Source organism: Lentzea chajnantorensis, from assembly GCF_054300775.1.
The window spans coordinates 923797-936993 of sequence record NZ_JBSDZT010000002.1; the positions used below are offsets into that span (position 1 = coordinate 923797).

Consider the following 13197-nt stretch of genomic DNA (forward strand, 5'->3'; position numbering starts at 1 on the left):
CGTTAACGTCTGTCCCATGCAGAGCGTCGAAGTGGCAGCGTCGTGGCCGGCCGAGAACGTGGCCGTGGCCGTCGTGTCCGGCGGGACCGTGGTGGGGTCGCTGGGCGACCAGCAGCGCGTGTTCCCGCTCGCGTCGGTCACGAAGCTGCTGACGTCGTACGCGGTGCTCGTGGCCGTCGAGGAGGGCGCGGTCGAGTGGGACCAGCCCGCGGGGCCGCCGGGGGCCACCGTGCGGCACCTGATCGCGCACACGGCCGGGTACGCGTTCGACAAGCCGGAGGTCCAGGCAGAGCCGGGGAAGCGGCGGATCTACTCGAACGCGGGCTTCGACGTGCTGGCCGCGTTCGTCGGCGACGCCTGCGAGATCCCGTTCCCGCAGTACCTGCACGAGGCCGTCTTCGCACCGCTGGGCATGACCTCCTCCGCGCTGGTCGGCAGCGCCGGCGCGGGCGCCGAGTCCAGCGCGGCCGACCTGGCGCTGTTCGCCGCGGAGCTGCTGGCGCCGAAGCTGGTCTCGGCCGAGCTGGTGCGCGAGGCGACCTCGGTGGTCTTCCCCGGACTGAACGGCGTGCTGCCCGGCTACGGCATGCAGAAGCCGAACGACTGGGGCCTCGGCTTCGAGATCCGCGACGGCAAGTCGCCGCACTGGACCGGCCTGACCCACTCGCCGCGCACGTTCGGCCACTTCGGCCAGTCCGGCACGTTCCTGTGGGTCGACCCGGACCTCTCGGCGGCCTGCGTCGCCCTGACCGACCTGCGCTTCGGCCCGTGGGCGGTCGAGGCGTGGACGCCGTTCTCCGACGGGGTGCGCGCGGAGCTCAGTCGGCGAGCCTGAGGGCGAGCTGCTTGAGCACGTCCTGGACGTCGGCCTCCTCGCAGTCGTTCTCGTAGGCCTGCGCGACCCCGTGGAACGCGTAGAGCAGCCCCGCGGTGAACCACCCGAACTGCGACAGCACCTGGTCCATCGCCTGCTTGAGAGCCTGGGCGCCGGCCTCGTTGAGCTCGCCGTCGACCTTGACCTCGTAGCTGAACACGCCTTCCTGCAACGACTTGAGGGCCGTGCGCAGGTAGTCGCTCGACTCGCCCGCCTCGGCGTCGTAGGTGAGCGTCAGGACGCCGAGCGCCCGCTGCATGATCTCGCGCTGATCCACGCCGTGAACTCTGCCGCAGGCACCACCCCCGGCGCATCCACGAATGGCACGCTCCGCACCACGGGACCGCACGGACCCACCTCGGGGATGGGACTGCATCGGCGCGCCAGCGCCACGCAGTCCGGGGGTCCGGGGGCGAAGCCGCCCGGCTGGGGTGTGGGGGCTCGGCCCCCACAAAAAAACCGAGAGAGCCCTTGTTTGCGCTTTCCGCAAACAAGGACTCCCGCGATCGAGTGCGCTCGGCAGGATTCGAACCTGCAACCTTCTGATCCGTAGTTCGACAGTGATCACGTTGGGCTCTACCAGGCAATACCGCCCCGGTTCGGTCTGTGCAGACCGGACCGGGCGGTTCCCGTTTTGAACCGGTCTCTACCGCAAGATCAACGCGCGTCCGGGCGCACTTCGGGCACACATCGAGCGCACAGCAGGGCGCTCGTGATTAGCACTCGTGCGGCACAGACGCCGCTACGATCCGACCACCGGCCCGAGCAGCTCACGGTCAAGGACTGCCCGAGCCGCTCGTCCTGGATCAGCCCGAACGGCACACTCCCAAAGCCGAAGCACGGTCCAGCCGTGTTCCTCTGCCAGAGCAGTCGACCGCTCGTCCCGTTCGCGGTTTCGACGCATCTTCTGCTCCCACAGCTCGGCGTTCGGCCCCATGAAGGGGGTCTTCCGACCATGGGCCGGGCATGAGTGCCAGTAGTCCCCATCAACGAAGACAGCGATCCCGTGACGCGGCAGGACGATGTCCGGCGTACACCCCGGCGCAATACGCCTGTGCAGCCTGAACCTCGCGCCGTGAGCATGAAGTGCGCGCCGAAGCAGAACTTCTGGCTCGGTGCTGACCTTCTTGCGTCCACGTAAGTGACGCCCCTCGGCCGTGCTCTTCCAGCGCGAGGTCAACGTCAGCTCTCGAGGGTCAGTGCGCGGACAACCGCCTCGGCGAGGTCAGGAGGAACGGAGTTACCCAACTGCGCTTGGATGGAATTACGCGAACCCACCAGCTCAAACTCGTCCGGGAAGGTGAAGAGCCTCTTCAACTCGGCAACACGCAGCCTTCGGCCCTCCCAATGGAACGGGCCTACATATGGACCGGGCTGCGCCTGAATCGTCGGAGAAGGCTTGTTCGGGTCGAGCTTCAGCAGGAACGACCAGTAACGACTACGCCACTCGAACTCCGGATTCTTGTGGCCACGCTTGGCAGTGTAGAAGAGGTAGTTGTCTCCAGGAGGGACGTCCTTCAACAAACGGCCCCACTGTCCCCCGACCTCGTCTGCAGGCTCGGGCTCCGTCTTGAGCCCAGCTAGCGCCTGGCCAGAGGTCACATGAGGAGTATCCGCCTTGCCGACGTTCTGCCGCTCCCACGTCCCGCCATGCGTCGGCAGAGGCAGTGTTGGAGTCCGCGAACCCTTCGGAGCGCCGACGATCACCAACCGAGGACGCGCCTGGGGCACACCGTAGTTGGCCGCATTGAGCACCTCGTAGTTGAAGTCGTAGCCATACTCATCGATCTCTTTGAGCAATCGCTCAAAGTGCGGCCTGCTCTGTTTGTTGTTGTAGGTCAGCGCATAGACGTTTTCAAGGACGAAGTACCGCGGCTTCAGATCACGCAGAACCCGCGTGTACTCCTGTAGCAGCGACGCGTTCGGGTCTAGACCTTCACGCTTCCAGTCGAGCCAGAAGCTTGACTTGCTGAACGGAGTGCAAGGCGGACCTCCGATGAGGAGTTCCGGGCTTTCCTTCTTGCCAAGACCCGCAGCCTCCCTGACCTGGTCCGACGACACCTCAAGGATGTTCTGTCTGATGACCGGGCTGTGCAGGTCTGTGAAGTTTTTCTCCATGGTGTCTGCAGCGTCGCGGTTGTACTCAACAGCGGCACGCACCTGGTAGCCAGCGCGCTCAGCGCCAAGATCAAGGCCGCCTGCACCGGAGAACAGGGAGACGGCTACACCACGTTTCGGGGACACGTGTTCAGACGATGCCACATGCCCCTGACAGTTTTTGGCCGCCGCGCTGCGGGGCTTGCTCACAACGCCTCCTGCAAGGTAGTTGCCCAGTCATCGGTAACCCGTTGGAGGGGAGCCAGCCTGCCCTTGTGCTCAGGGTGCTCCGTCAGAAGGCTTGTACGCCGATAGCGGAACTCCCACTTACCCGTCGGCCCCTTCAGGCATGCCGCTACCACGTCGAACTGATCGACCCGGTACAGACGGCCGGCGGGATCTCCTTGGGTTGCACGGGTCTTCTGGATCTCGACCTTGATGGTGCCGTCTGCGTACCTCTTCGGTGAGGCGTTCTTGCACTCGACGCGAACGTGCTGACCAGTGATCATCACGACGTCGAAGTCGTGCATGCTGTCCCTGTCGATCGAAGCGACCTCTGCGACTTTGGGGTCGCCCAGGAGCTTCTTACCCAGATGGTGCTCAGCAACGCCGCCCCGAACTGCAGTTTTCAGCCGGTTGGCCTCACCGATCATGGTCAAGATCTCAGCGCTGGTCATCTCGAACTGCGCCTCGAGTTCATGGGTTGAAGCTACGACATGCCGTGAGGCAGGCGTTGGCACCGCAGCTTCGCTGGCCGTGACGAAGCGCAGGGCCGGTTCGAGAGCAAGGTCTGTGGCGGTGCGTTCAAAGCGGACGTAGTCGAGAAATCGGTTGGGTGCAAACATCACGATCGTCTCGAGCCCCGCAGCCGACCGCGGGTTCACCCGTTTGCGCCCGCTGAGGTTGTCCCGCTCGAAGACGTGCCACCCGCTGCCAAGTGCCCCGGCAACGTTCGCGTCCTTGAACTCGATTGAGATGCCCATCGGCAACGGGTCATACAGCGATGGATCGAGACCGATCAACAGCCCCGCGTCCAGATGAACGCCGACTACGAGTGTTGTGTCGACACCTGCGATGTCCTGGCCAACAGGGTGGTCCTCCTTCCAGGACTCCTCCCTGCCGTAACGGATCTGCATCCTGTGCTCATCGTCAGGGCGGTTCTTGATCTTTCGGTGGTTGGCCCTGAACGGGTAGACAAGGACGCCTACGCGCTCGTTGCTGCCGGTCTGGATACCCAGATAGATGGGGCTCCGCTTGGGGTCGCTCGCGTAGAGCAGCTGTCCGCCGGACTGGCTAACGGCCTCGCACAAGAACGCGTGGACGTCCGTTCGGCTTGGCGTGTTGTAAACCCGCGCGTATGCGCGGTCAGCTACGAAGTCCGACACGTGCCCCATGGTCCCAGGCCCGCCGACTGACTCTGCGCGGGGTGCCGTGCAGCGCAACGCGTCTGGCCCGTCCTGGAACACCAGAACTGGTGCTGGTCTACCGTCTTACGGCTCAGTCGTCACACGACAACGCCTGATCAGCACAGCGCTACTGCGCAACATGCGACTCGAGGACCACCAACAGCACGGCGGCGCCGGCGCACGAACGTGACTCACTGACGAGTTCGGAGAAGCATCCTGCGATGCAGGACCAGAGCTGCTCACAGAACGACCTACACCCCACCGCGAGACCACTCGGTGCAGCGTCACTAAACTCACCTACTCTAGCGCCGAACGAAGTAGCTAGAATTTCCAGACCTCCTCGTAGGCCACGCGTGCGAGTCGCTTTGCCCGATCTTGAATCTCGGTGACTCCCCATTTCCTAGCCCCAAGAATTTCCTTGTCAGCCTCATGCACCCTCAGAATCTTCTGCTTCACAGAGAAGCTCTTGTCCCAAGCTTCTCGTTCAACGCTTGTGAAACGAGTAGAAGGTTGCCTATCCTGGCGGCATCACCATGCTTAACATGCCCTCTCAGTCCGCCTTGAGGGTCCAGATGTTCGACAGTGAGACTGTCGTAGTCCACTGAATTACCCGTCACATTAGGGGTCACCGAAGAGTGCAGCTTGACGAGGACATAGCCCACGAGCGAAGCCTGTTGGCTGTACAGCTTGCTGCTACGAAGTTCCACGAAAAAAGCTTCAAATTCCGCATAGGACGGGAGTCGGTCTCGCAGCTTACCTACGAGGTCAATAATCGCGTTCTGTCTATCCTGCGCGCTCCCCGTATTGAGTACTGCCCGCGCAGCAGCCGCATACATCCTGCTCACGCCACCCGACTAGGCCGATTAGTTACCGCAGTTGCAATGAAGTGACACCTTTCCAGTGCGCGGACGGCCGAGGCCAGAATCTTGAGGCTGATTCCCTTCGCATCATAAGCACGAAGCAGTGCAATCACCATCGGCAAGGGCTGCCTGAGTCTAAACAGCATGAGTGCTTTCAAGGAATCCCGCACTGGATACTGCGCTTTAGTCCACCTTCGATAACTCGACTCTTGAATACCGCAATAAAGCTCAGCATCGAGAGCCAGGTCATCCAAGAAGCTTTGCGCGTTCGATGCCTTGACATGCGGCTTGACGGAGCGAAACAACTGCTTTTCGCCTACATACTCACGTCTTGGCAGCCAGCCATGCAGAAGGACCCGATTCATGTTGAGATCCGCCGCACTTTCGACAAACCCTCGAGTATGCCATTCCAGCGATCTCTTGCTTGATCAAGACCTTGATTTTTCGCCTTAATTAGAGACAGAATGTGCAGCTTGATCAAGTCTGCGACATCCAGATCCTTGCCCCTACTGTTCAGAGTCTGGAAGATCAGAGTCGCGTCATCCTCATTATCAACCTCAACAAGCACAAGCGTGAGCCCAAGAACCCTGTCCCGAAGACGAGTCAGGACTTCGACCCTCTCATCTGATTCGACCCAATCAACCGCCGTTGCGTCACTCTTGACAGAAGATATTCTCGATCTTACACGGGTCATCAATGACGAAAACGCCCGCTCGATCGCACGCTCTTCCGAACTTGCCTATTTTTCCGGTTGCGCGGTTCCGGGCATCACTTGAACGTGCGCCTGCAGAAATGGGTGTGACGTTTCCGCTTGCAGAAAGAACCTTGTTGTTCCACGTGGGTCGCGTCTTTCAACCATCGTCCGCAACCCGGCCGCCTCATTCGCGGCATCCAATCCCTGAAGCTCATTTCGTATGGCGGCCAGCAGCAGCGTTATGGTGGTAAGCCTCTGCCGACCATCAATAAGACCAAAGCTCGATCCGCCCGTGAAGACGATCATGGACCCGATAAAGTAGTTGCCCTCACTAGTGACGACATCTGTCCAAAATTCGTCAACGTTTACAGGATCTCAGGGATACGGTCGCTGAAAGCGTGGGATGCTATAAAATCCGCCACCAAGCAACTCGGATACGGTCTTTCCATTTGCTGTCACCTTCATTGGCGCTCCCCGGCCTGACAGACGCTCGAACCTCGTCAACCACCACGATCGCGATCGCTCCGCTTCTCGCTAGTGGCAGTCAATTCGTTACAGGTCCGGGTGTTTTCAAGCGGACTCCCGACGCAGCAGACGTCGATCTCAAGAAGCGCGGCACCGCAGGACAGACATAGGGCGACGATCAGGGCACCCACAACTCCAGCGCTGAAGCGCGGACCAGTCGAGGTGCGAATCGGGCATCGAGGGCCGGCAGGCTCAGCAGGCCTTCGATCACGTGCGTGAGCGATCCGGTGCGCTCGAACACGATGCCGGGCGGTTCTCGGCCGTCGGAGCGCAGGCCCAGCGCGTCAGTGACCGGGTGCGTCACGACCACCTGCAAGCTCTCTGGCACGTGCTGACCTTCCGGGGTCTGTGCCGAGGTGAGGCGTGCGGACCGCGGATCGAAGACGAGGACTTCGAGTCGGCGACGCTGCAAGTCGCCAAGCAGCTCACCGAGGTCGACTACGAGGTCGAGGAGAGCGACCCCAAGACCGAAGCGGGTGAGCGACTGTTGCCTGAACGCCGGAACCGTAAGGCTGTTGAACGCCCACCGGGCGAGGCGAGCCGAGGAACCTTGCGGCAGGGGCGGTATGGGTCGAGTGTTCACGCGGGAGAACGGCGAGCAGCTTCGGCCGTCCTGGGTGACCGACCGGTTCGCGTTCCTTGCGGCGGACGCAGGTCTTTCGCCGATCCGCCTGCACGCCCCTCGGCACGGAGCGGCATCGCTCGCGCTCACTGCCGGGGCCGACATGAAGACCGTTCAGGAGATGTTGGGCCACAGCTCGATCACCGTGACGAGCGACACATACTCGACGGTGCTGCCGGAGGTCGCGAAGAACGCAGCCGAGGCGATTGCCGGACTCATCAGCAGGAGGACCGGAACCGATGGGCACACTTCGGGCACACAACCGCTCATGCTCACGAGCGCGACACCCGAATAGATCTCCAAAAGAAACAAACCCGCTGGTAGCAGCGGGTTTGGTCTGGTGCGCTCGGCAGGATTCGAACCTGCAACCTTCTGATCCGTAGTCAGATGCTCTATCCGTTGAGCTACGAGCGCGTATCTTCAATTATAACCGATCCCCTAGAGGCTCGGCCTTGCGGAGGCTCCGGGATTTGAACCCGGGATGGGGGGTTACCCCAAACCGCATTAGCAGTGCGGCGCCATAGACCAGACTAGGCGAAGCCTCCCGGGACCATCCTCGGCCACGGGACATAGGTTACACAGGTCTTCAACCGAGTTGCAAAACGCCCCCCTCCTTGCCTGAAACCTGCTGGTCAGAGCATGTTCACCAGACCGGAGAGGGGCGTAAAACCGCTGGTCGCGCGGAACGGAGTGACCTAGATCATTCCGAGGCGAGTTCCAGGAAGGGTTGGAGGGACTCGGGATTGCGCAGGGCGTCGCGGCTGACGGCCTGGTCCGGGTCGGCGCCGGCGAGGATCTTCTTGACCGGCACCTCGCACTTCTTGCCGTTGAGGGTGCGCGGGATCTCGGCGACGGCGACGAAGCGGTTCGGGACGTGGCGTGGGGACAGCGAGGAGCGCAGTTCTTTGCGCAACAACGGTTCCACGTCCGCCAGGGTGACGCCGTCGAGGACGACGAAGCAGAGCAGTTCGCCCTCGGTGACGCCGGAGGTGTCGATCACCAGGGAGTCGACGACGCCCTCGACGGACTCGACGACGCGGTAGAACTCGGAGGTGCCCATGCGGACGCCGCCGCGGTTCAGGGTCGAGTCGGAACGGCCGTAGATCACGGCGGAGCCGCGCGGGGTGATGCGGATCCAGTCGCCGTGACGCCAGATGCCGGGGTAGGTGTCGAAGTAGGCGTCGCGCAGGCGGGTGCCGTCCTCGTCGCCCCAGAAGAAGACCGGCATGGACGGCATGGGCCTGGTGATCACGAGTTCGCCGACCTCGTCCACCAGCGCGGTGCCGTTCTCGTCGAAGGCCTGGACGGCGGCTCCGAGGGCCCGGCAGGACAGTTCGCCGAGCCACACCGGGCGGTCGGGCGAGGCGGCGACGAAGGCCGTGCAGAGGTCGGTGCCACCGGAGACGGAGGCGATCTGGACGTCCTTGCCCACGGCGGAGGCGATCCAGCGGAAGCCCTCCGGGGTCAGCGGGGCGCCGGTGGAGCCGACGACGCGCAGGGCCGTCAGGTCGTAGTGCGCGGCGGGTTCCAGGCCTTCCTTCAGGCACGACTGGACGTACGGCGCGGAGGTGCCGAAGTAGGTGACCCGGTGCTGTTCGGCCAGGTGCCACAGCGTGGACAGCGACGGGTGGGCCGGGCTGCCGTCGAACAGGACGATCGTGGTGCCGACCAGCAGGCCGGACACCAGGTAGTTCCACATCATCCAGCCGGTGGTGGTGAACCAGAAGAACCGGTCGCCGGGGCCGAGGTCGCTGTGCAGGGCCAGCATCTTCAGGTGTTCCAGCACGATGCCGCCGTGGCCGTGCACGATGCCCTTGGGCAGGCCGGTGGTGCCCGACGAGTAGAGCACCCAGAGCGGGTGGTCGAACGGCACCGGCGTGAACTCCAGGGCGGCGCCCTCGTTGGCGGCCAGCAGTTCCGCGTACGACAGGGTGTCCGGCAGGGTGGCGCCGTTGTCCAGGTAGTCGATCAGCACGGTCGCGCGCAGCGACGGGATCTGCGAGCGGATCTCCTCGACGACCGGGCGGCAGTCGAACGACCGTCCGTTGTAGACGTAGCCGGAGACGGCGACGAACACCACCGGCGAGATCTGGGTGAAGCGGTCGGCGACGGCGCGGGAGCCGAAGTCCGGGGAGCAGGACGACCACGTGGCACCGAGCGAGGCGGCGGCCAGGAAGGCCACCAGTGCCTCGGGGGCGTTGGGGACGAGTGCGACCACCCGGTCGCCCGCACAGACGCCCACGGAGGCCAGTGCGGCGCGGAAGGCGGCCACTCTGGACCGCAGCTCGCCGTACGTCAGCGAGTGCGTCAGGCCGTCCTCGCGGTGGAAGATCACGGCGAGGTCGTCGTCACCGCCGCGGCGCAGCGCGTGCTCGGCGTAGTTCAGGGTGGCGCCGGGGAACCAGGACGCGCCCGGCATCTCCGCGGCGGCCAGCACGCGTTCGGCCGGCGAGTGGAACGACACGTCGAAGTACGCGGCTATGGCGCCCCAGAACCCCTCGAGGTCGGAGACGGACCACTCCCACAGCGACTCGTAGTCGGGGAAGTCGTGGCCGCGGTCGCTCAACCACGACCTGAAGGCGGTCATCCCGGTGGCCCTCGTGGGGTCCGGGCGCCACAGCAGTTCGACGTCGGTGTCGGTCATGCCCCAATGTCTAGCTGGTGGAACGCGCCTCGTCCATGTGGTGTTCGCGGACAAGGACGCGGCCGGCGGTGTGGGGCTCAGCCGGCCAGCAGCTCGTCCACGGCCGAGGTCAGGCGGGCCTGGTCGGCGGGGGCCAGCACGAGCCAGCCGTCGTGCTTGCGCAGCAGGTAGCGGCCCTCGCGGGTGTCCAGCCAGGACACCGAGCGGCCGGTCGGGCGGGGCACGCCGTCGCGGTTGCGGGCGGTGAGGCCGAGCTCGCCGCCGCCGATGCGGGAGGTGACGATGCGCATCAGCGTGTGGGCCTCCGGTTCGCGGATGCCCGCGTCGCGCAGGACGTCCAGGAACGCCTGCACGCCTTCGCGTTCACCGGCCTCGCCCGCGCGCAGGTAGTCGTCCCAGCGCACGTTGACCGAACGGCCGCTGCCCGGTGCGAGGCCGGGCAACGACGAGACGGTGGCCGAGGCCAGCGCGTTGGGGCGGAACTCGCGCAGGTGGACCTGGTCGCCCACCCGCGCGGCGAACGACCCGCTCCAGCCGGCGCACGCGAGTCCGCGCGCCAGCTCGGTTCCCTTGAAGTACGCGATCTCGAGCGCCCGGTCGAACTCACCGAGGCCGCTGACCAGCGTCCGCAGGTAGTCGTCCGGGCGGTCGATGGTGCCGAGCCCCCTGGCGTAGAGCGTCTGGGAGCTCTGCTCGGCGAGCCGCCGCCGGGCCGCTCGGGTGGCCCCGACGTGGGGCGTTCCGAGCGGCACGACGCGGTCCTCGCCGTGCACGGCCTGCCACAGCAGGAAGAACTCCTGCGTGCTGACCGTGAAGCGTCTTTCGTTCACTGACCGATCACCGGCGGGGCCGCCTTGCGGTCCAGGCCGAAGACGTTGTCGTCCTCTTCCAGGTAGCTCGCGCTCTTGTGCTCGCGCTCGTCGTTCTGGCCACCGGCTCCCGGTGCGCCGGCCGCCATCGGCGCGGCGCCCATGGCGAGCGGGTTCTGGAACGCCCTCGTCTGGTTGCCGGTCGCCGCGGACGACGCCGCTGCCGCGGCACCCGCACCGGAACGGCCGTCACCGACCACGCCGGCTCCGCCACCGGACGACATGCCGCCGCCGGTGCCGGTACCGGCACCGGTCTGGTTGCCCTGGTTCGCGGCGGGCACGCGGCCGAAGCCCATGCCACCGGTGAAGCCACCGCCACCACCGCGGCCGCCGCCTCCGAAGCCACCGCCGCCACCACCGCGTGACGGGGTGGTGTTGCCCCGGTTCGGCGCGGGCGTCGGCGCGACCGCTCCGGCACCGCCGGCGCCGGCGGTCGTGGCGTCCGGGGTCGAGGGCGTGCGGGTGCCGGTGGTGGAGTCGGCGAGCACCGGGTTGACCGGGTTCACGGGTGGCGTGAACTGCGACGGCACGGTCTGGTCGACCGCAGCCGAGTTGCGCTGGAACGCCGCCATCACGTCCGCGGCACGCCGGTGCGACGCGTCGTTGGCCGCGAGGGCGTCGACCGCGCTGGTGCCGACGGTGCCGAAGCCCGCGAACGACCCCTGCTGGGCGAGGAGCCGGTTCTGCTCAGGCGTGTACATGCTCTGGTCGGCGACCGCGTGGAACTCCTGCGGCTCGCGCAGCCGCGAGACCAGCGCCGGACGCGGCTCCACGACCGCGTCCGTCGGGACCGGGGGCTCCGGTGCCTTCGGCGGTGGCGGCATCGCGGCCCGCGCGGCCTCGACGTTGCTGGTCTCGGTGGTGATCGCCGACGACACCTTCTGCGCGTAGCTCGCGGTGTCGTGCACCCAGTTGGTGACCTCGGTCAGGCCGTCGCGGGCCAGCCGCGCCGACTCGCCCTCCCAGCCGACCGTGGAGTCCTCGACGGCCTTGAGGAGGTTCTCGCGGACGCCCGCGATCTCCTCGCCGATCTTGTTCCAGCTGGTGGCGGCGGCGTTCGCGCTCTCCAGGTTCACGCCGGTGTGCACCATGTTGTAGAGCTGCTCGTGGGTGTAGGTCATCCAGTCGACCGGCTCGTGGATGTCCTCGCGGTCCCACTTGTCCTTGCCGTCGTGGCCGTGACCGCCGTTGCCGCCATGACCGTTCCCGCCGCCATGGCCGCCGTTGCCGCCGCCGTGCCCTCTCTGGCTCACCACGAACCCCCGTGCTTCTTCATCTGCCGCTCGGCCTCTTCGTCGGCCCGCTGGGTCTCGTCGCGGTTCTTCTTCAGCGCGTTGCTGATGTCGCCGAGCACGTCGTAGAGGTCCAGCAGCGCCTTGACCGCACCGGAGTCCTCACCGACGGCGATGTCGCGGAACCGCGCGCTGATCGCGTGGGCGACCGGGTTGTCGCCGAACTGCAGCGGCGTCGCCAGCTGGTTCTTGGCCCGTTCCCACAGCGCCATCACCTGGTCGCGCGCGTCGTCGACGGCCTTGATCAACGCCTCTGCCGCGCCGGCGTCGAGCTGCAGCCGCCCGCTGTCCGCGGCGTGGTCCAGCTTCGCCGCCGCGTAGCTCGCCGCGGCCTTGTCCACCAGCATCTCCGTCTGGAGTGCCGGTTTCGCCGCCGCGAGCTGGTCCGCGGTGATCGGTGTGGTCGTCGCCGTGCTCACAGCGGGCGTCTCCGCGCCCGTCTGCGTGCCTGTCCCGGTGCCTTCAGCCATCCTCACAACCCCCTGCACTGCTTGGTCGTCACCGCAGCACTGGGTGTTACGCAGCGCTACACCCAGTCAGCCGTCCGAAGCACTCCTTAGATGTACCCGGACGACGGTTCGGTTCCAATCCGCCGTAAAGACTCTTACCTCATATGTGCGTCGAACCAGTTCAACGCGCGAGCCCGCGCTTCGTCACTCGATGCCCCGAAACGGACCACGTCAGACGCGGATTCCGAGCTCGCTACGGCATCCCGCAGCTTGTCGACCTCTTCGGACTCGCCTTCGCGGTAGATTCCGAGCCACGGGCACGAGAGGTCGCCCGCCACGTCGACGAGCGCGGGCAGACCGTCCGAGAGCGGTTCGAGGACGCCGGGCGCCTGCACGGTGACGGCCGCCCCGATCGTGCGGCTCGCGGCCACCACCATCGCGACGGTGCCGCCGACGTCGAAGCCGAGCACGCCCATCCGGTCGGCGCTCACGCCCTGCTGGCCCAGCCAGACGAACGCGACGTCGGTGTCCTCCAGCAGCCGGTCACCGGAGAGCTTGCTGACCTGGTCCCTGATGTCGTCGCCGTGCACGCGGTCGGCCTCGTACAGGTGCGGTGCGACGGTGAGCCAGCCCTCCGCGGCGAGACCGCTGACGAGCGACTTCACCCGCGTCGTGATGCCGCGGGCCTCGTGCAGCACCACCAGACCGCCCCGGACGGCACCGTCGGGTTCGGCGATCGTCACCCGCAGCTCACGGCCGTCGGTCAGGGCAAGCGTCTCGACACGGGTAGTGGTCATGAACCCACCCTCGCACGACGGGGTGAACTCCAGTCAACGTGACCAATCGGACGGAGCAATGCGAGGAT

13 protein-coding genes, 2 tRNA genes and 1 pseudogene are annotated in these 13197 nt (G+C 65.7%); 2 read left to right on the plus strand and 14 right to left on the minus strand.

Going from position 1 to position 13197, the window contains the following annotated elements:
- The first annotated feature begins 16 nt into the window (after positions 1–16).
- A complete protein-coding gene (locus tag ACVDFE_RS05115) occupies positions 17–835 on the plus strand; it encodes a serine hydrolase domain-containing protein (RefSeq protein WP_458429725.1) in 819 nt (272 codons plus the stop codon).
- On the opposite strand, the gene ACVDFE_RS05120 is transcribed toward ACVDFE_RS05115, so the two are convergent.
- The 7 genes and pseudogenes from ACVDFE_RS05120 to ACVDFE_RS05150 all read right to left on the minus strand — a co-directional run bounded on the left by ACVDFE_RS05120 (position 819) and on the right by ACVDFE_RS05150 (position 7039).
- On the minus strand, positions 819–1151 hold the full coding sequence (locus ACVDFE_RS05120) for a hypothetical protein (protein ID WP_065915332.1): 333 nt from the start codon (positions 1149–1151) through the stop codon (positions 819–821). The genes ACVDFE_RS05115 and ACVDFE_RS05120 overlap by 17 nt on opposite strands.
- Before the next feature lie 465 nt (positions 1152–1616).
- Positions 1617–2054: a very short patch repair endonuclease gene (locus tag ACVDFE_RS05125; protein ID WP_458429727.1), complete on the minus strand. Its 438-nt coding sequence runs from the start codon at positions 2052–2054 to the stop codon at positions 1617–1619.
- Positions 2055–2056: 2 nt separating this feature from the next.
- Entirely contained in the window at positions 2057–3181 is a 1125-nt protein-coding gene (locus tag ACVDFE_RS05130; RefSeq protein WP_458429728.1) for a DNA cytosine methyltransferase, read from the minus strand.
- Complete coding sequence (locus ACVDFE_RS05135) at positions 3178–4356, minus strand: hypothetical protein (protein WP_458429729.1); 1179 nt, start codon at positions 4354–4356, stop codon at positions 3178–3180. Before ACVDFE_RS05135 ends, ACVDFE_RS05130 begins: the two co-directional genes overlap by 4 nt.
- Before the next feature lie 862 nt (positions 4357–5218).
- Positions 5219–5602 (minus strand): hypothetical protein, encoded by a 384-nt coding sequence (locus ACVDFE_RS05140; protein ID WP_458429731.1) that lies wholly within the window; start codon positions 5600–5602, stop codon positions 5219–5221.
- A 374-nt stretch (positions 5603–5976) separates the two neighbouring features.
- Positions 5977–6291: pseudogene (locus ACVDFE_RS05145) on the minus strand (GmrSD restriction endonuclease domain-containing protein); the annotation flags it as partial.
- Positions 6292–6574: 283 nt separating this feature from the next.
- Complete coding sequence (locus ACVDFE_RS05150) at positions 6575–7039, minus strand: hypothetical protein (RefSeq protein ID WP_458429732.1); 465 nt, start codon at positions 7037–7039, stop codon at positions 6575–6577.
- On the opposite strand from ACVDFE_RS05150, the gene ACVDFE_RS05155 reads away from it, so the two are divergent.
- Positions 7032–7373, plus strand: a complete 342-nt coding sequence (locus ACVDFE_RS05155) for a tyrosine-type recombinase/integrase (RefSeq protein WP_458429733.1) — start codon at positions 7032–7034, stop codon at positions 7371–7373. The two genes, ACVDFE_RS05150 and ACVDFE_RS05155, sit on opposite strands and share 8 nt — an antisense overlap.
- A 43-nt stretch (positions 7374–7416) precedes the next feature.
- Here the strand turns inward: ACVDFE_RS05155 and ACVDFE_RS05160 are convergent.
- From ACVDFE_RS05160 to ACVDFE_RS05190, 7 genes are all read right to left on the minus strand, one after another.
- Positions 7417–7492, minus strand: a tRNA-Arg gene (locus ACVDFE_RS05160).
- Positions 7493–7533: 41 nt separating this feature from the next.
- A tRNA-Ser gene (locus ACVDFE_RS05165) sits at positions 7534–7623 on the minus strand.
- A 155-nt stretch (positions 7624–7778) separates the two neighbouring features.
- On the minus strand, positions 7779–9722 hold the full coding sequence (locus tag ACVDFE_RS05170; RefSeq protein ID WP_458429734.1) for an acetoacetate--CoA ligase: 1944 nt from the start codon (positions 9720–9722) through the stop codon (positions 7779–7781).
- A 77-nt stretch (positions 9723–9799) separates the two neighbouring features.
- A complete protein-coding gene (locus ACVDFE_RS05175) occupies positions 9800–10552 on the minus strand; it encodes an ESX secretion-associated protein EspG (protein WP_360396931.1) in 753 nt (250 codons plus the stop codon).
- Positions 10549–11847, minus strand: a complete 1299-nt coding sequence (locus ACVDFE_RS05180; RefSeq protein ID WP_458429736.1) for a PPE domain-containing protein — start codon at positions 11845–11847, stop codon at positions 10549–10551. The genes ACVDFE_RS05175 and ACVDFE_RS05180 overlap by 4 nt, the downstream gene beginning before the upstream one ends.
- The gene (locus ACVDFE_RS05185) at positions 11841–12353 is read right to left on the minus strand and encodes a hypothetical protein (RefSeq protein WP_360396933.1); all 513 of its coding nucleotides are present in this window, start codon (positions 12351–12353) and stop codon (positions 11841–11843) included. Before ACVDFE_RS05185 ends, ACVDFE_RS05180 begins: the two co-directional genes overlap by 7 nt.
- 134 nt (positions 12354–12487) lie before the next feature.
- A complete protein-coding gene (locus ACVDFE_RS05190; RefSeq protein ID WP_360396934.1) occupies positions 12488–13129 on the minus strand; it encodes a dienelactone hydrolase family protein in 642 nt (213 codons plus the stop codon).
- Positions 13130–13197 lie beyond the last annotated feature (68 nt).

Coding starts and splice junctions, on each gene's coding strand:
- ACVDFE_RS05190 (WP_360396934.1), bottom strand. CDS start 13,129: ATGACCACTACCCGTGTCGAGACGCTTGCCCTGACCGACGGCCGTGAG.
- ACVDFE_RS05185 (WP_360396933.1), bottom strand. CDS start 12,353: ATGGCTGAAGGCACCGGGACAGGCACGCAGACGGGCGCGGAGACGCCC.
- ACVDFE_RS05170 (WP_458429734.1), bottom strand. CDS start 9,722: ATGACCGACACCGACGTCGAACTGCTGTGGCGCCCGGACCCCACGAGG.
- ACVDFE_RS05115 (WP_458429725.1), top strand. CDS start 17: ATGCAGAGCGTCGAAGTGGCAGCGTCGTGGCCGGCCGAGAACGTGGCC.
- ACVDFE_RS05140 (WP_458429731.1), bottom strand. CDS start 5,602: ATGAATCGGGTCCTTCTGCATGGCTGGCTGCCAAGACGTGAGTATGTA.